13 protein-coding genes, 1 tRNA gene and 1 other RNA gene are annotated in these 17,006 nt (G+C 73.2%); 12 read left to right on the forward strand and 3 right to left on the reverse strand.

Features of this window, described 5'->3' with window-relative positions; translation table 11 throughout:
- Window positions 1–22: 22 nt before the first annotated feature.
- Window positions 23–196 carry a hypothetical protein gene (locus ACFPYL_RS02915; protein WP_379150166.1) on the reverse strand — a complete coding sequence of 58 codons (174 nt, stop codon included), beginning with the start codon at window positions 194–196 and terminating at the stop codon, window positions 23–25.
- 175 nt (window positions 197–371) lie between these two features.
- Between ACFPYL_RS02915 and ACFPYL_RS02920 the strand changes: the two genes are divergently transcribed.
- Entirely contained in the window at window positions 372–821 is a 450-nt protein-coding gene (locus ACFPYL_RS02920; RefSeq protein WP_379150168.1) for a nuclear transport factor 2 family protein, read from the forward strand.
- Between the two features lie 110 nt (window positions 822–931).
- Here the strand turns inward: ACFPYL_RS02920 and eccCa are convergent, their stop codons facing one another.
- Complete coding sequence (gene eccCa / locus ACFPYL_RS02925) at window positions 932–4,870, reverse strand: type VII secretion protein EccCa (RefSeq protein ID WP_379150170.1); 3,939 nt, start codon at window positions 4,868–4,870, stop codon at window positions 932–934.
- Window positions 4,871–5,019: 149 nt separating this feature from the next.
- Here eccCa and ACFPYL_RS02930 point away from each other — a divergent pair, with 149 nt between their 5' ends.
- The 8 genes from ACFPYL_RS02930 to ACFPYL_RS02965 all read left to right on the forward strand — a co-directional run bounded on the left by ACFPYL_RS02930 (window position 5,020) and on the right by ACFPYL_RS02965 (window position 14,023).
- Window positions 5,020–6,393, forward strand: coding sequence for a hypothetical protein (locus tag ACFPYL_RS02930; protein WP_379150172.1), 1,374 nt, complete (start codon window positions 5,020–5,022; stop codon window positions 6,391–6,393).
- A 174-nt stretch (window positions 6,394–6,567) separates the two neighbouring features.
- Window positions 6,568–6,885 (forward strand): WXG100 family type VII secretion target, encoded by a 318-nt coding sequence (locus tag ACFPYL_RS02935; protein ID WP_082574573.1) that lies wholly within the window; start codon window positions 6,568–6,570, stop codon window positions 6,883–6,885.
- A 28-nt stretch (window positions 6,886–6,913) separates the two neighbouring features.
- The gene (locus ACFPYL_RS02940) at window positions 6,914–7,210 is read left to right on the forward strand and encodes a WXG100 family type VII secretion target (RefSeq protein WP_056150722.1); all 297 of its coding nucleotides are present in this window, start codon (window positions 6,914–6,916) and stop codon (window positions 7,208–7,210) included.
- Between the two features lie 83 nt (window positions 7,211–7,293).
- Window positions 7,294–8,643, forward strand: coding sequence for a type VII secretion integral membrane protein EccD (gene eccD / locus ACFPYL_RS02945; protein ID WP_379150175.1), 1,350 nt, complete (start codon window positions 7,294–7,296; stop codon window positions 8,641–8,643).
- A gap of 9 nt (window positions 8,644–8,652) precedes the next feature.
- Window positions 8,653–10,083: a type VII secretion protein EccB gene (locus ACFPYL_RS02950; protein WP_379150177.1), complete on the forward strand. Its 1,431-nt coding sequence runs from the start codon at window positions 8,653–8,655 to the stop codon at window positions 10,081–10,083.
- Window positions 10,074–11,336 (forward strand): S8 family serine peptidase, encoded by a 1,263-nt coding sequence (locus ACFPYL_RS02955; protein ID WP_379150179.1) that lies wholly within the window; start codon window positions 10,074–10,076, stop codon window positions 11,334–11,336. Before ACFPYL_RS02950 ends, ACFPYL_RS02955 begins: the two co-directional genes overlap by 10 nt.
- A gap of 9 nt (window positions 11,337–11,345) precedes the next feature.
- A complete protein-coding gene (locus ACFPYL_RS02960) occupies window positions 11,346–13,040 on the forward strand; it encodes a hypothetical protein (protein WP_379150181.1) in 1,695 nt (564 codons plus the stop codon).
- Window positions 13,037–14,023, forward strand: a complete 987-nt coding sequence (locus tag ACFPYL_RS02965) for a hypothetical protein (protein WP_379150183.1) — start codon at window positions 13,037–13,039, stop codon at window positions 14,021–14,023. Before ACFPYL_RS02960 ends, ACFPYL_RS02965 begins: the two co-directional genes overlap by 4 nt.
- A gap of 51 nt (window positions 14,024–14,074) precedes the next feature.
- Here the strand turns inward: ACFPYL_RS02965 and ACFPYL_RS02970 are convergent.
- A tRNA-Ser gene (locus ACFPYL_RS02970) sits at window positions 14,075–14,162 on the reverse strand.
- Between the two features lie 113 nt (window positions 14,163–14,275).
- Between ACFPYL_RS02970 and ffs the strand changes: the two genes are divergently transcribed.
- From ffs to ACFPYL_RS02985, 3 genes are all read left to right on the forward strand, one after another.
- An RNA gene (ffs, locus tag ACFPYL_RS02975) (signal recognition particle sRNA small type) lies at window positions 14,276–14,366 on the forward strand.
- Between the two features lie 158 nt (window positions 14,367–14,524).
- Window positions 14,525–16,561 carry a DNA polymerase III subunit gamma and tau gene (locus tag ACFPYL_RS02980; RefSeq protein ID WP_379150185.1) on the forward strand — a complete coding sequence of 679 codons (2,037 nt, stop codon included), beginning with the start codon at window positions 14,525–14,527 and terminating at the stop codon, window positions 16,559–16,561.
- A gap of 52 nt (window positions 16,562–16,613) precedes the next feature.
- On the forward strand, window positions 16,614–17,000 hold the full coding sequence (locus tag ACFPYL_RS02985; protein ID WP_379150187.1) for a YbaB/EbfC family nucleoid-associated protein: 387 nt from the start codon (window positions 16,614–16,616) through the stop codon (window positions 16,998–17,000).
- Window positions 17,001–17,006 lie beyond the last annotated feature (6 nt).

A 17,006-nucleotide genomic window follows, 5' to 3' on the forward strand; every position in this document is an offset into this window, starting at 1 on the left:
GGGGGGGGGGGGGGGGACGTCCTCAGGCGGACCAGCGGATCGCGTCGTCGATGGTGTCGGCCAGCGCGTGCACGCCGCGCAGGTCGGTGCGCTCGACCATCAGGCTGGTCAGCGCCGCGGAGTGGCGCAGCCGCAGCAGCGCGCGCTGCTCGGCGACGCGGTCGATCGGTGTGTCGGTGGTGCTCTGCTCGTCCATCGTGGCCTCCGGATCAGGTGTGGTGATCAGTTCGGTGTCCGGTCGTCGGTGGATGGGACGCCCGTTCGAGAACAAGATTGGATCGTTCAGATCGCCGGGAGATTGACCCCGCGTTACGAGCAGGTCAAACGTTTCCGGTGTCGCTGGCGGCAAAACTGGAATACGTTCTAGTTTTGTGGACGACATCACCGCGATCAGCCAGCTGAAGTACCGCTACCTCCGCACCCTGGACACCAAGGCGTGGGACGAGTTCGCCGGGTGCTTCCTGCCCGACGCGACCGGCGACTACAACGGCCTGCTCTTCGAGAACCGGGACGCGCTGGTCGCCTACATGAAGGAGAACCTCCCCGAGGGATTCCTGACCATGCACCAGGTGCACCACCCCGAGATCGCGGTCGACGGCGACACCGCGACGGCCCGCTGGTACCTCCAGGACAAGGTGATCGTCCCGGCCTTCCAGTTCATGCTCGAGGGCGCGGCGTTCTACTCCGACCGCTACGTGCTCACGCCGGACGGCTGGCGGGTCGCGCACACCGGCTACCGCCGTACGTTCGAGATCACGTACGACCTCAAGGACCTGCCCGGCACCAAGGTGCACGGTCCGGGGGAGCACACGCACGTCTGAGGGAGTTTCATCGGCCGACCGATGAAACTCACGCCTGGACGACGAAACTTCATCGTCCAGGCGTGAGAAACGTCGGCCGGCCGATGAAACTCTTTCGACCGGCCCCAGGCCTAGAGCGTCGGCTCGCTCCAGGCCATCTGCACGACCTCGACGCCGCGGTCGCGGGAGACCAGGCGGCCGCGGCCGGGCGGGGCGGGATGGGGCTTCTGGTTGCCGAGCAGCGGACCCTCCTCCGGACTGCCGGAGAGCAGCAGGCCGGGCATGGCGAGGTCGCGCAGGCCCTGGATGACCGGCTCGTAGAGCGCGCGGGACGCACCGCCCGAGCGGCGGGCGACGACCACGTGCAGCCCGACGTCACGGGCCTGGGCCAGCAACGGCGCGAGCGACAGCGCGGGTGAGCCCTGCTGGGTCGCCACCAGGTCGTAGTCGTCGATCAGGACGTAGACCTCCGCGCCCGTCCACCACGACCGCCCCCGCAGCTGCTCGGGCGTGACGTCGGGACCGGGGATCCGGCCCTCGAGGTACGTCGCGAGCTCCTGCAGCCCGGGCTGCGCCTGGGTGCCGGAGGTGAGGTAGCTGAGCAGGTACTCGTCCGGCACCTCACCGAGCAGCGAGCGCCGGTAGTCGACGACCACCAGCTGCGCCTCCTCGGGCGTGCGGGTCCGCATGATCTCCTGCGCGTAGGCCCGCAGCACACCGCTCTTGCCGGACTGCCCGTCGCCGAAGATGAGCAGGTGCGGCTCGGCGTCGACGTCGAGGCCGATCGGGCCGAGGTCCTTCTCGTTGATGCCGAGCAGCAGGTCGCGGGCACCGGCGCTCTCCGCGCCGAGGGCGCGGACGTCGTCGAGAGAGATCCGCTCCGGCAGCAGCCGCAGCTTCGGCCCGGCCGGGCCGGACCAGGCGGCGCTGACCTGCTTGATCAGGTTCTCGACGCCGTCGCCGAGGCTGTCCGCGTCGTTGACCCCGTCGACGCGCGGCAGTGCGGCGAGGAAGTGCAGCTTGCCCTGCACCAGGCCGCGGCCCGGGCGGCCGCTCGGGACCAGCGCCGCCACCTTGCGGTCGATCTCGGAGTCCATCGGGTCACCCAGGCGGAGCTCGAGGCGGGTGCCGAAGAGGTCGCGCATCGCGGCCCGGAAGTCGGCCCAGCGGGCGGCTCCGACGATGACGTGCAGGCCGAAGGTCAGGCCGCGGGTGGCGAGCTGCTGGATCTCGGCCTCGAGGTCGTCGAAGTCCGCACGGAGCGTGCTCCAGCCGTCGACGACCAGGAAGACGTCGCCGTACCCGTCGTCGACGCGGCCTGCGGCCCGGCGGTTCCGGTAGGTCTCGATCGAGTCGATGCCGTTGGCGCGGAAGTAGGCCTCGCGGCGGTCCACGATGCCACGCACCTCCGCGAAGATCCGGCGTACGACGTCCGGCTCGGCGCGGGTGCCGACACCGGCCACGTGCGGCAGGTCCACGAACGGCGAGAACGTGCCGCCGCCGAAGTCGAGCACGAAGAACTGCGACTCCTGGGGCGTCGTCGTCAGCGACATGCTCGCGACGATCGACCGGAGCGCGGTGCTCTTGCCGCTGCGGGGCCCGCCGACGACGGCCGCGTGGCCGCCGGCGCCGCTGAGGTCGATGGTGAGGGTGTCGCGGCGCTGCTCGCGCGGACGGTCGACGGTGCCGAGCGGCACGACCAGCCCGCCGAACCCGCGCCAGTGCCCGGAGACCAGGCCCAGCTGGGGATCCCGGGCGAGGTCGGGCATCAGGTCGTCGAGGGTGTCGGGCGCGTCGAGCGGCGGCAGCCAGACCTGGTGGGCCGGGGTGCCCTGCCCCTCCATGTGCCGGACGGCGATGGAGAACAGCGACTCGGTCTCGGCCGGCCCGGGCTGGGCGACCACGACCTCCGTCTCGGGCTCCGGCAGGTCGAGGCTCTGCACCTCGGAGATCGTGAACGGCAGGATGCCGCGGACGTGGCCGCCCTCGTCGCGACGGACCAGCGCCTGCGCCGGCGGACCGGAGACGTACGCCGACTTGAAGCGCAGCATCGTCGCCGGGTCGGGCTTGAGGTAGCCCAGGCCGGGGTCGGCCGGGAGCTCGTAGGCGTCGGGGACACCGAGGACCGAGCGGGACTCGGTGGCGCTGAAGGTGCGGAGGCCGACCCGGTAGGAGAGGTGCGACTCCAGGCCGCGGAGCCGGCCCTCCTCGAGCCGCTGCGACGCGAGCAGCAGGTGCAGGCCGAGCGAGCGACCGAGCCGGCCGATCGCCACGAAGAGGTCGATGAACTCCGGCTTCGCCGACAACATCTCGGAGAACTCGTCGACCACCACGAAGAGCGACGGCATCGGCGCGAGGTCCTCGCCCGCCGTACGCGCCTTCTCGTAGTCGCGGATCGACGCGAAGTTGCCGGCGTCGCGCAGCAGCTCCTGGCGGCGCACCATCTCGCCGGACAGCGCGTCCTGCATGCGGTCGACGAGGGTGAGCTCCTGCTCGAGGTTGGTGATCACCGCGGAGACGTGCGGCATCCCGGTCATCCCGGCGAAGGTCGCGCCGCCCTTGAAGTCGACGAGCACCATGTTGAGCTGCTCGGGGGAGTGCGTCATCGCGAGACCGAGCACCAGCGTGCGCAGGAACTCCGACTTGCCCGAGCCGGTCGCGCCGATGACGAGCCCGTGCGGGCCCATGCCCTGCTGCGCGGACTCCTTGATGTCGAGGTGGACGACCGAGCCGCCCTCGCCGAGCCCGATCGGCACCCGGAGCCGGTCGCGCGCGGGGCGCGGGCGCCAGGCACGTGCCGGGTCGAAGGAGTGCACGTCGCCGAGCGCCAGGAGCTCCATGAAGTCGGTGGGTCCGGTGATCTCGCCGGTCGACTCGACCGCGCCGGCCACCGTGTGCAGCGGGGTCAGGCGCCGGGCGAAGGCCTCAGCGGTCGCCACCGGGCACACGTCGGCGCGCGCCTTGATCGGCTCCTCGCGCAGGCGCAGGGCGTGTACGCCGTGCCGCCCGTGCGCGTCGACGTCGGCGTCGTCGTCGAACTGGATGCGCAGCCGGGTCGGGTCCTCGAGCTCGTCCCACCGGGCCGGCAGGTCGATGAGGGTGACGCCGTGCAGCCCGTCGGGAGGTACGACGTGGTTGCCCGGCGGCAGCTCGCCGCCATCGATCACCAGCAGCAGGTGCGGTGCCGAGGGTCGCTCGTCGGCACCGAAGCGCGGCCGGTCGGCCAGGTCGGCGGGCAGCAGCCCGGCCAGGTCGGCCAGCGACGTGGACACCATCCGCATCGGACCGACGGCGTCGGACTGGCGGGAGCTCTGGGCGTGCGGGAGCCACTTCACCCAGTCCCAGTGCGCGAGGTTCTGCTCGGAGCTGAGCACGGCGACGACGAGGTGCTCGGGGGCGTGGAAGGCGGTCGCCGAGCAGATCAGCGACCGAGCGAGGGACCGCGCGGGCTCCTCGGGTCCGCAGACCTCGACCCGGTCGAAGGCGCGCAGGTCGATCGAGGCGGGCAGGTCGGGCTGCAGCCGGTGCACGACGAGCAGCCGGTGCAGGGCCGACGCGGCGGCCGGGTCGACCTGGTCGATCGGCGTGCTCTCGGGCGGCACCAGCTCGAGCGCGAGCGGTTGCGCGCACACGCCGTACCGCACGTGCAGGAAGCCGGGGTCCGCCGTGCCGTGCTCCCAGACCCGGGAGCGCTCGTCGGCGAGCGCGGGCAGCGCGGTCGGGTCGGGGTGGTGCCAGGTCAGCGCGCGGCGCTGCTGGTCGGCGGCCTCCCGCGCGACCTTGCGGACGTTGGCGAGGTAGCGCAGGTACTCGGTCCGCGAGCCGGTGACCTGCTGCGAGCGCTGCTTACGCTGCCGGTCGAGCTGCACGATGATGAAGCCGAGGGTGGCGAAGAGGAACATGCCGGCGGCGATCAGGCCGCGGCCGCCGTTCGCCTTGCCCATGGTGGCCACGAGCACGATCGAGCCGAGGCTGCCCAGCATCGGGATCGCGTTCATGAGCACGCCGCTGGCGCCCTCGTTGGGCTCGATCTGGGGCGGCGGCTGGAGGACGAGCTGCCCGGTGGGCATCTCCGGCTCGTCCAGGCGTGTGCCGCGCAGCGTCGTCGTCAACGCAGTCCTCCCTACGGTCCCGGCCCCCCGTAGGCCGAGCTGTCCCTCCTGGAACTACCCCGCCACGGCGAGGTTGACGCCTCCCGTCCTGGGGGAAGGTGGACGACGTGACCACGAACGCGACCGCCGACCTGGCGCTGAGCGTGCACGGGCCGGTCGGCGTGCTCGACCTGGTCGTGCCCTCCGGTGCCGCGGCCGTCGACGTCGCGGAGGTGTACGCCCGCCAGGCCGGGCTGTCGACCGTGCCGATGCTGTGCAGCCGGGTCGGCGCGGTGCTGCCCCCCGACCTCCCGCTCGCGCGGGCCGGCGTACGCCCGGGCGACGTCCTGGTCGCGACCACCGCCGTCGTGCCGGCCGCCGGCCGCGGGCACCGGACGGAGGCACCCGCGCCGGCCACCCGGCGCGCCGACACCGCGGCGACGGTCGTCACCGTCCTCGCCGCTGCGTGCGCCGTGACGGCTGGCTGGCTGGCCGCGACCGCCGGCACCGACCGGCTCCGCACCGCGACCGTCGCCGTGCTGCTGGCGGCGGGCGTGATCGGGGTGCTGCCGATCGGGCGGTACGCCGGGCAGCGTGCCGTCGCCGCCCCCGCCTTCGCCGGGGCCGCCACGCTCGCGCTCGCCTGGGACCCGCACGTCGAGCGGCTGCCGATGATCGTCGGGCTCTGCGGGCTGGTCTGCGCGCTGGCCGCGGCGACCGCGCGGTCGCTCGGCCGGGAGGCCGACGAGGCGCTCCAGGTCTGGATCATCACCGGTGCCGGGGTCTTCGGGCTGACCTGGTTGTGCACGCTGGCGGGCGCGCCGCCGCGGCTCACCTGGTCGATCCTCCTGGTCCTCGCCGTCCTCGCCGCCCGGGTGGTGCCGGGGATGGTGGTCGACGTGCCGGACCAGTACCTCATCGACCTCGAGCGCCTGGCCGTCACCGCGTGGTCGGCCCGCGAGCGCTCCACCGGCAAGCGCGGTCGCGCCGTCGTCCCGCGCTCGGCCGTCTCGGCCGTCGCCGGCCACGGCGCCCGGATGCTCACCGCGGCCGCCGCCGCCATCGCCGTCGTCGCCGTCGTGTCCGCGCCGCTCCTGCTCGCGACGGCCGACCTCCGGGTGGACCGGATCGGCGCGCGCTGCCTGGTCGGCTTCGCCGGCGCGGCCCTGCTGCTCGCCGCGCGCAGCTACCGGCACCGCGGCGCCGGCGCCCTGCTGCGTACGGCGGGGCTGGGCTGCTGGCTCGCGCTCCTCGTCGTGATGCTGCGCCTGCTGGACGAGTCCTTCCTACGCGGCCTGACGGTCGCCGTCGTGCTGCTCGGGGTCGCCCTGGTCATCGTCGCCGTGGCGACCGGCCGGGGCTGGCGGTCGGCCTGGTGGTCGCGACGTGCCGAGGTCGCCGAGGGTCTCTGCGGTGCGCTGGTGGTCGCCTCGATCGTCGTCTCGTCCGGCTGGTTCCGCGAGGTCTGGGAGATGGCGAGCACCTGGTCGCTCGGCGGCTGACCCACCTGTCGGGCCGGTCGGTCCCCAGGTTGCGGAGTGTGAGGTTTAACGCCCTACCCCCCGGGTAATCGACGTCTGTCCGGCTCGGGAACAACGGACCGAGCTGATGTTCATCCACGAACACAATCAGTCTCGAGCGGCCTGACAGCCGCCACGGGGGAAGGAGTTGGCGCTATGTCGGGCGCAGCAGAGATGGGACAGGGTGAGGGCACACTCACCCGGGCCGCAGGCCTGGTGGCCGAGGCCAAGCAGGACTTCGACTCGATGAGCAAGACGCTGGAGGGCCAGATCGCCGGCGTCCAGGGCAAGTGGGCCGGTGCCGGTGGCACCGCGTTCTTCGCGCTCCACCAGGCGTGGAACGAGAAGCAGCGCGTGATCACGAACGCCCTCAACGAGTTCCAGGCGTCGCTGACGTCGACCGAGAAGGACAACGTCAACACGGACCAGGCGCAGTCCTCCACCTACAGCCGCGTCGCCGGTCGCCTCGGCTGACCGGGCACCGGACAAGGAAGTGAGTGAGATGTCTCTCGACGGACTTCGCGTCAACCACGCCGGCCTCGACATGGCCGCCCAGGACCTCGGCAACACGGTCAAGCAGATCGACGACCGGCTCAACCGCCTCGAGTCGGAGCTCGCTCCGCTGCGCAGCGACTGGACCGGTAACGCGCAGCAGTCCTACCAGGTCGCCAAGACCAAGTGGGACACCGCGATGCAGGAGATGCGCGACCTGCTCCAGGAGACCAGCACCACCGTGCACCAGTCGAACGCCGACTACCGCGCCGCCGACCAGCGCGGCGCAGCCTCGTTCGACATCTGAGGCAACGCACGGGAGAGGGGTCGGCGCGCTGCGCCGGCCCCTCTCCCTGACTCAGCACGCGACATCACGGGAGGGATGACGAGATGACCCAAGCCCCAGTGGCCTCGGGCCTGGTGCGGGTGACGGTCGCGTCGGGCACCCGACGGGTCGACCTCGTGCTCCCCGGCGCCGTGCCGGTGGCCGAGCTGGTGCCCGAGCTGGCCCGCAGCGTCGGTCTGCTCGACCCGGGCACCGTCTACGGCGGCTACCGCCTCGTCACCGCCGACGGCCGCGAGCTCGCGACCGACGCCGGCCTGGTCATCCAGGGCGTCGAGGACGGCGGCCTGATCACCGTCGCCGCCGGCGTCGACGACGAGCCGCCCCGGGTCTACGACGACGTCGTCGAGGCGATGACCGACATCGTCGAGCACGACCTCCGGCCGTGGTCGCCCGCAGCCGGACGACGTACCGCACTGTGGGCCGCGGGCCTCTTCATGGCCCTCGGCGCCGTCGCCCTCCTCATCCAGCGCGACTCCCTGCTCGCCGGGGTCGCCGCCGTCGTGGTCGCCGCCGCCCTCGTCACCGGGGCGATCGTGCTCTCCCGCGCGCAGCGCGAGCCCGAGGCCGCCGTCGCGGTGGCGTGGATGGGCGCGCTGTACGCCGCGGTCGCCGGCCTGATGCTGGTGACCGACGCCCAGTTCTTCGGCCCCCCGGTCGCCGCCGCCGGTGGCGCCGCGATGGGCGCCGGCCTGATCTGCCTGGTCGGCCTCGGCCAGGGCCGGGCGCTGGTGCTGCCACCCGTGGTCGCCGGCGCCGTCTTCCTGATCACCGGCCTGTTGATGCAGGCCGCTGACTTCGACCCCGCCGTCGTGCTGACGGTCGCGCTGGTCGTGGTCGTCATCCTCGGCAGCGTCTTCCCGTGGCTCGCGCTCGGCGCGACCGGAACGTCCGTCGACCAGCTCTACAACGTCGCCGACATCACCGCGGAGCCGCGACCCGTGGACCCCGGCCGGGTCGGCGCGGACGCCCGCATCGCCCACGAGATCCTGGTCGCCGTCTCCGCGACGGTCGGTCTGCTGCTGGTGCTGATCGCACCGCTCGCCGTCTCGCTCGGCCTGTCCGGCGCGATCCTGGCGGTGCTCTGCTGCCTGGTCGTGATGCTGCGGACCCGGCAGTACCGCACCGGCCCCGAGGTGCTCGTCGGCCTCGTCTCCGGCATCGTCGGCCTGCTGTCCGCCGCCGTCGCCGCCCTGTGGCTGCACCCCGACTGGCGCCCCACGATCGCCGTGGTGCTCGCCGGCGCCGGGGCCGTGCTGCTCGCGGTGACGCTCCTGCCCGCCGCACCCTCCGTACGCCGTGGCCGCCTCGGCGACGTCGCCGAGAGCGTCGCCCTGCTGGCCCTGCTGCCGGTCACGGTGGTCGCCGTCGGCGTCTTCGCGGCGATCCGGAGCTAGGAGGACACCGTGGCCACCAAGAAGGACCTGGTCGAGGCGTACTCGTTCAGCCGCCGGCGTCTGGTCACCGCCTTCGTCTCCGGCGCCCCCGGTGGGCGCGAGGTGGAGCCGGCCCGGCCCGGTCGCACCGTCGTCGGCGGGGTCGCCCTGGCCGTGCTCCTGGGTGCCGGTGCCGCGATGGCCGGCGTGTTCTCGCCGACCGCCCCGAGCGACTGGAAGAAGCCCGGACTGATCATCTCCAAGGACCGGGGGTCGCCGTATGTCATCCTCGAGGAGAGCAGCGACCCCGTCCTGCGCCCGGTGATCAACTCGACCAGTGCCCAGCTCATCCTGGGATCGGACGCCACGCCGACTTCGATCGCGCAGAGCGTGATCGACGAGCAACGCATCGGCGACGACATCGGCATCCTGGGTGCCCCGGCGAGCATGCCGACCCCGTCGCTACTGATCGGCACCGGCTGGACGGCCTGCACGGCGGCCGGCGCGGGGATCTCGGTCGCGATCTCCAGCACCCCGGACACCACGGCGATCCCCGGCCATGGCATCACGGTCACCAACGGGGGTCAGTACTTCGTCGTGGTGCCCACCAGCACTGCCGACGTGCCCGGCGAGGAGGATCGAGGCGCCGTCCTGCTCCCGGTCGTGCCTCAGGGCAACCAGACCGACAACCTGCTCGCGGCGCTCAACCTCCAGACGACGGGCAACGCCATCCCGGTCAGCCGCGACTGGATCAACCTGTTCCCGACCGGCGCGCCGCTCGACTGGGAGACGTTCGCGATCACGAAGTACGGCCAGAAGCCGGACTACGCGGCCGAGGACGACGCGGGGATCATCGGCGACCACAAGGTCGGCGAGCTGCTGACCGCCGGTGACGAGCAGCTGTTGCTCACCGACACCGGCCCGGTCGAGCTCGACCCGTTCGAGGCCGTCGTCTACAGCAACGTCGTCGCTCCCGACAACACCGTGGTCGGGCCGAAGCCGGTCGACGCCGCACCGCGGGTGCCCCGTGGCACCCCGGTCCTCGAGGGCGCCGGCTGGCCGACCACCGTCCCCGAGGGGAGCATCGACGCGCCGTGCGCAGAGCTCCAGGCCACGGCCGGGGAGTCCCCCCGCGTGCAGCTGCGGTCGCCCGGACCGTCCTCCACGAGCGAGCCCATAGCGAGCGGCAAGAAGGAGCAGGCCGTCGAGGCCGGTCGCGGCGCCTACGTGCTGTCCGGCGGGTGGACCTCTCCCGACAGCGGCGCCCCGTTCTTCATCGACTCCAAGGGGCGGGCCAACCCGTTCGTCGGCGACGGCGTCGCGGACGCGCTGGGCTACGGCGACTACCCCGTCGCCGTCGTCCCGGACACCTGGGTCGAGCTCTTCGACTGCGGGGTCAACCTGTCGCGCGACGCCGCGCTGTCGCCGCCCGTGGAGCAGGACGACGCCGCATGCGGCTGACCGCCTCCCTGACCCTCGCGATCGGCCTGACTGCCGCGGTGGTGACGCTCGGCGCGACCCCCTCGTACGCCGCCGACAACAGCTGCCTCGCCGTCGACGAGACGGTCGCGGCGAGCCAGACCGGGCGGGCGAGCGCGCCGTACGAGGACCTCGGCATCGCCGACGCCCAGACGGCCGTCGAGCGGCTCCGCCCGCGCGTGACCACGCCGGTGCGTGTCGCGGTGCTCGGTCCGGGCATCCGCGGTGACGTGGTCCCTGTCTACGGCACCGGCGTCTTCGTGGGTTCGGGGGACGAGCTCCTCCAGGACCCGCTCGGGACCGAGGTCGCCGGACTGATCGCGGGGGAGGACCGGCCGGACGGGCAACCGGTCGGGTTCGCGCGCGACGCCCAGGTCGTCGACGTGCGCGTCTACCGCGACAGCGGGTCTGCTGACGACGCCGACCGACCTTCGGCAACGGTGCTGACCTCCGGGCTCCAGTGGGTGGCCACCTACGCGAGCTTCATGAACATCAAGGTCGCGGTCGTGCCGTTCGCGGTGCGTCCGGACCCTGGTCTCCGGAAGGCGGTGCGTGCGGTGCAACGTGCCGGCGTGGTGCTCGTGGCGGCGTCGGGGGACCGGCCCGACGATGGCACGGAGTTCGCTGCGGACTTCGCGACCGATCCCGAGGACCCGAAGGTTCGCACCGAGGACGCCGGTCCGGTGATCTTTCCCGCCGGCTACCCGGGTGTGGTCGCCGTGAACTCCTCGGGCGACCCGGACGGCGCGCTGGCGAACGTGCTCAAGAACTCCCGCACCGCGGTCGCGGCCCCGTCGTACGGCGCGGTGTCCTACGGCCTCAACGGCGCCTCCTGCCTCGTCGACCAGACGTCGACCGCCGCGGCCGCCGGCGAGGTGGCCGGCGTGCTCGCGCTGATGGCGGAGCGTTTCCCCGACGACCTGGCGCCGCAGCTCGTCGCCCGGCTGGTGAACACCGCCGACGGCACCACCGACGACCCGACCCCGCTCACCGGTGCGGGGGTCGTGCAGCCCTACGAGGCGCTCACCCGGGCGCTCGCGCCCTCGAAGTCCGGGAAGGTGGAGCGCACGGTCGCGCGCACCGCCACGGAGGCCCGGGCGACGGCACCCCAGCCGGAGGCCGACCTCCTCGCCAGCACCCGCGAGAACGCCGTGTGGTGGGGCCTGATCGGCGGCGGTCTCATCGTCGTCACGCTGATGCTGCGCCCGGTCCTCGCCCGGCGCCGGCGTACCTGAGACGCGACCGTGCGCGACCCGGAGATCCCGTACCGACGCCTCACCTCCGGTGACGCGGGAGCCGTCCGCGAGCGCCGTCGGGTGCTCGTCGGGGCCGCCGACGCGATCGACGCCGCCCGCGACGAGGTCCGGGACGCCGCGGGCATCCCGGTGTGGACCGGCGACGGGGCGAGCGCGTTCCTCTCCCGGACGACGGCGGTCCTCCAGGGGGCCGTGGCCGGGCGGGTGCTGCTGATCCAGACGGTCGGGGCCCTCGGCCACGTCGCCGACGCCTACGAGCAGGCCTGCGCGGCGGCCGACCAGTCCATCGCCTTCTGGCGCAACCGGGCGCCGGGCATGCCCGCGATCCTCGAGAACCTGCTCGCGTCGCTCGTCAGCGCCCAGGTCACCGAGATCGCGCAGGCGTACGACGCGGAGCTCTCGGCCGCCGCCGCGGTGCTCACCGGCGACGCGGGCGACGTCGACCTCGACGCGCTCGACGACGACACCCGGACCTGGGTGCAGCGCGGCCTCGACAAGACCGAGGACTGGCTCGACGACTACGGCAGCACGTCGGGACCGCTCATCCCGAACACCCAGGCGGCCGGCGACGACCGGGGACTCACGCCGCAGGGTCTCGGCTACGACCCGGCCAGCGGGATGCTTCTGCAGACCTACTACAAGCACGGCGAGCCGTCGGTGCTGTCGGTGATCGACCCGCACACCGGACGGGAGGTCAACGAGGTCGTCCTGACAGCCGGCGCCGGCGTGGACGAGCCGTTGGGGCACGCCGGCGGGGTCACCGTCGACGGCGACAACGTCTACGTGAGCTCCGGGGGCTCGGTCTACACCTACTCCCTGGACGCGATCAGCGGTGCCTCCTCCGGCGCGGCGGTCGACCCGGCCTCGGTGCAGGGTCTCGGCGACGACGTCAACGCCTCCTACACCGCCTACCGGGACGGCAAGCTCTACGTCGGCGACTTCTACGCCAACCAGCTCCGCGTCTACGAGAAGGGTCCCACCGGGTCCTGGGTGCCGGGCTCGCCCCCGGCGTACTCGACCCCGCCGCAGACGCAGGGCGTCGTGGTGCGCGACGACGGCTTCATCTACAGCACGTCCGAGGGTCGGACCAACGCCAGCACGATGGTCGTCCAGCACGGCCACGCCGACTACGACGAGGGCTCGGCGGACTCCTACGAGTTCCCGAACATGGCGGAGGGCATCGTCGAGGTCGACGGCGAGCTGGTCGCGACGTACGAGTCGGGGTCGAGCGCCTACCAGCACGCGAAGTCCAGCAACTGGCTCGACGGCCTCCTCGGCGGCAACGACGACGACGAGCTGTGGGCCAGCCCGTTCATGACGAAGACGCCGCTGAGCGCGCTGGGGCTCGATGCCGGGACCGTCGGCGGCGAGCTCGAGGCCGAGCCCGGCAGCCTGACCAAGGCCGCTGCCGCGCTCGGTGACCCGGCCTCGACGTTCAAGACGCAGAGCGGCATCGTGGACGGCGTGACGCTCCCCGCCCACCTGCTCGGCGACGTGCCCTCGGCGGCCGCGTTCAGCAGCGCGGTCCTGGGTCGGGTCGAGCCCGTCGCCGCGAACACCCGGGTGACCTCGTCGGGGCTCGAGCTGCTCGCCGACGCGTTGGAGGCGGCCAGCCACCACTACGTCGCGACCGACCAGCACGTCAGCGGTGGGTTCGCCCGCCTGCACGGGCGGCTGGGATGAGGCTGCGCGCTCGGGTGGTCGCGGCGCTGACCGCACTGTTCCTCGCCGCCGGTGCGACCGGTTGCGGAGACTCCGACGGCGGCGGGGCGGCCGGCTCCGACTGGCCGTCGGCCTCGACGCCGCTGGACACGTCCGGCCTGGTGTACGCCGTCGGCGACACCGTGCGCCTGGGCGACGGCTCGGACCTGGCCGTGGGGGCGAAGGTCGACCGTTTCGTGCTGGCCGGCGACGGGGTGTTCTTCACCTCCGGTGGTCACGAGACCGGCCCCGACGGCCGCTACTACGTCGACCCCCTCTCCTACTCCACCGGCGACGGCACGGCGCGCGAGGTCGCGGCCGACGCCTCCGACCTGCGGGCGACCCGCGACGGCCGCTACCTGATGTTCATGGACTTCGGCTCCGGCGAGAAGGACCAGTACGGCACGCCGCAGGCCGTGGTCGTCGTGGTGGACACGACCACCGGGGACGAGGTCGCCCGGACCACGAAGGGGATGGGCGACCCCTCCTCCGACGACGACCTCGCCGACCTCTACGAGGACGCCGAGCCGCGGCTCGAGGGGTTCGCCGACGGCACCGCCTACTACCGGGGCGCGACCGATGCGGTGGCGATCGACCTCGCCACCGGCGACGTCACGGTCCGCGACGAGGACGCGTCGGCGCCGGCGCTCGACGGGCTCCACAGCCCGGACGGCCGCTGGACGGTCGAGGACGTCTACGAGGACTACGCGCCGCAGGACCGCCTGGTCACGGCCGGCGGCGAGCGGGTGCGGCTGACCGGCGTACCCCCGCAGGTCGACCTGGTGTCGTGGATCGACGACACGGTCGTGGCCGGCTACGCGCTCGACGGCTCGGCGGACGCCCAGGGTCTGACGGCCGGCTCGACGCAGCCGCTCATCACCTGCGAGGCCACCACCGGCCGCTGCGAGGTCGTGCCCGGGCCGACGTGGGACCAGGTCACCTTCCCCGAGGGCAGCGCCGACTGAGCCGGTCCGGCCGGACATGACGAACGGCGCCGCAGCTGCGGCGCCGTTCCGTGGCGGAGGATAGGGGATTCGAACCCCTGAGGGCTTTCACCCAACCCGCTTTCCAAGCGAGCGCCATAGGCCACTAGGCGAATCCTCCGCGCAGGAGCGTACCCGCCGTCGTACGGCGCCGCGAAATCGACCCGGGCGACCCGGCTGGGCCGCGGGCACCCCGTCTTGGAGCGCCGCGCGCGACTCACCTACACTCGGGCCAACCCCCCGCGTGGCGGCATCTTGCCGAACTCCCCCAGGGCCGGAAGGCAGCAAGGGTAAGCGAGCTCTACCGGGTACGCGGGGGGCCTCTTCATGTCCGGACCCGAGGCCCTACGGACCTCGCCGGATCTCGAGACGGGTCGCGCCGCCCCTCGCAGCGCTCGGGTCCACGCCGACCCTCCTCGATCTCCCGCCCGGGTCGACACCTTCGCGAGCTCAGGTGTCGGGGCGTGAGGTTAGGGTTCATGCGTGGAGTCCCCCCTCGCGCTGTACCGCCGCTACCGGCCGGAGACCTTCGCCGAGGTCATCGGCCAGGAGCACGTCACCGAGCCGCTGCGGGCCGCGCTGGCTAACAACCGGGTCAACCACGCCTATCTCTTCTCCGGACCGCGCGGCTGCGGCAAGACGACCAGCGCCCGGATCCTGGCGCGTGCGCTCAACTGCGAGCAGGCGCCGATCGCGGACCCGTGCGGCGAGTGCGAGAGCTGCCGCGACCTGGCCCGGGGCGGCCCGGGCTCCATCGACGTCATCGAGATCGACGCAGCGTCGCACGGTGGCGTCGACGACGCCCGCGACCTGCGCGAGAAGGCGTTCTTCGCGCCGGTGCGCAGCCGCTACAAGGTCTACATCATCGACGAGGCCCACATGGTCACGACGCAGGGCTTCAACGCCCTGCTCAAGCTCGTCGAGGAGCCGCCGCCGCACCTGCGCTTCATCTTCGCGACGACCGAGCCCGACAAGGTGCTGCCGACCATCCGCTCGCGCACCCACCACTACCCCTTCCGGCTGATCCCGCCGCGGCTGCTCTCGGCGTACCTCTCCGAGCTGTGCGCCAAGGAGGGCGTGACGATCGACCCGGCGGCGCTGCCGCTGGTGGTCCGGGCGGGCGCGGGCTCCGCGCGCGACACCCTCTCCGTCCTCGACCAGCTGCTCGGCGGTGCCGGGCCGGCCGGGGTGACCTACGAGCTGGCGACCGGGCTGCTCGGCTACACCCCCGACACCCTGCTCGACGACGTCGTGGAGGCGTTCGCCGGCGGTGACGGAGCGGCCGTCTTCGGCGTGGTCGACAAGGTCATCGAGACCGGTCAGGACCCCCGCCGCTTCACCGAGGACCTGCTGCGCCGGCTCCGCGACCTGGTCATCGTCGCGGCCGTCCCGGACGCGCCCGCCACCGGTCTCATCGACGTCTCCGAGGACCAGGGTGAGCGGCTGGTCGCCCAGGCCGCCCGCTTCGGTCCCGCCGAGCTCAGCCGGGCCGCCGACATCGTCGCCTCCGGGCTGACCGAGATGCGCGGCGCCACCGCGCCCCGGCTGCTGCTTGAGCTGCTCTGCGCCCGGGTGCTGCTGCCCGGCTCCGACAACGCCGCCAACGGCGCGCTCGCCCGCCTCGACCGGCTCGAGAAGCGGATGTCGATCAGCGGTGGTGCGCCGACGCCCACCGTCGCCGCCCCCAGTCCGCCCGCCCAGGACCGCCCGGCCCCGATCGCCGACCGACCCTCGGCCCCGGACCCGGCGAAGCCGGTCCTCGAGCCGCAGGTCGTCGCCGCCCCGGCCGAGCCTGCGCCGGTGGCCGAGCCCGCTCCCGCGGTCGAGCCCGTCGAGCCCCCCGCGGCCGCTGCGCCTCCCGAGCCCGCACCCGAGCCGGTCGCGGCGGCGCCGTCGGGCGAGCTCACGCTGGTCGACGTACGCCGCCTGTGGCCCGACATCGTCGACGCCACCAAGGGGATGCGTCGTCTCGCCTGGATGCACCTGACCCAGAACTGCCAGGTCGTCGCGGTCGACGGCAGCACCCTGACGCTGGGGTTCGCCAATGCCGGCGCCCGCGACTCCTTCGTGAGCGGCGGCTGCGACGACGTGCTGCGGCAGGCGGCGGTCGACGTCGTCGGCGCGAGCTGGAAGATCGACACGATCGTCGACCCGAGCGCCCAGGCCGAGGGCACCCCCACCGTGACCAAGGCGGCGACCACGCCGGCCCCGGCCGTGCCCGAGGCCCCGGCCGTCTCCGCGGCTCCCGCGACCACCGAGGCGCCCGCGCCCTGGGAGGCCGACCCCGCCGACACGCCAGCGCCGGAGGCCACCGGCGCGGCCAGCGCCGCCGCCCGCGAGGCGATCCAGCAGACTCGCTCGGCCGACCAGCCGCCGGAGCAGCGAGGCCCCGACTGGGCGACCGCCGACGCGGACGCGCACCCCGACGACCTGGACGCCGAGCACCAGGGTGTCAGCGCCGCGGAGCTGCTCCAGCGGGAGCTCGGTGCGCAGATGATCGAGGAGATCCCGCACCAGTGATCCCGACGACCCCCACGACCCTGATGACCACGCACGACCGAGAGGTGGAGAGATGAGCCAGAACCCCCAGAACCCGCTGGAGGCGCTCGGCATGGGTGGCTTCGACATGAACTCCCTCATGCAGCAGGCCCAGCAGATGCAGCAGGAGCTGGCCAACGCCCAGGCCCGGCTGGCCGAGCAGACCGTCGACGGCACCGTCGCCGGCGGCGCGGTCACGGTCACGGTCAACGGCGTCGGCGAGCTGGTCGGCGTCGAGATCAAGGCGGGCGGCTTCGACGGCGGCGACGCCGACGACCTCTCCGACCTGGGCGACATGATCGTGGCGGCCTACCGGGACGCCAAGGCCCAGGCCGACGCGCTCGCCGGCGAGGCGCTCGGACCGCTCACCGGGGGTGGTGGCTTCCCCGAGGGCGGTGCCCCCGGCCAGCTCGGCTTCTAGCGGGGT

The organism is Nocardioides hankookensis (assembly GCF_042658885.1).
GTDB lineage: Bacteria > Actinomycetota > Actinomycetes > Propionibacteriales > Nocardioidaceae > Nocardioides > Nocardioides hankookensis.

Coding starts and splice junctions, on each gene's coding strand:
- ACFPYL_RS02915 (WP_379150166.1), bottom strand. CDS start 196: ATGGACGAGCAGAGCACCACCGACACACCGATCGACCGCGTCGCCGAG.
- eccCa (WP_379150170.1), bottom strand. CDS start 4,870: ATGCCCACCGGGCAGCTCGTCCTCCAGCCGCCGCCCCAGATCGAGCCC.
- ACFPYL_RS02935 (WP_082574573.1), top strand. CDS start 6,568: ATGTCGGGCGCAGCAGAGATGGGACAGGGTGAGGGCACACTCACCCGG.
- ACFPYL_RS02940 (WP_056150722.1), top strand. CDS start 6,914: ATGTCTCTCGACGGACTTCGCGTCAACCACGCCGGCCTCGACATGGCC.
- eccD (WP_379150175.1), top strand. CDS start 7,294: ATGACCCAAGCCCCAGTGGCCTCGGGCCTGGTGCGGGTGACGGTCGCG.
- ACFPYL_RS02955 (WP_379150179.1), top strand. CDS start 10,074: ATGCGGCTGACCGCCTCCCTGACCCTCGCGATCGGCCTGACTGCCGCG.
- ACFPYL_RS02965 (WP_379150183.1), top strand. CDS start 13,037: ATGAGGCTGCGCGCTCGGGTGGTCGCGGCGCTGACCGCACTGTTCCTC.
- ACFPYL_RS02985 (WP_379150187.1), top strand. CDS start 16,614: ATGAGCCAGAACCCCCAGAACCCGCTGGAGGCGCTCGGCATGGGTGGC.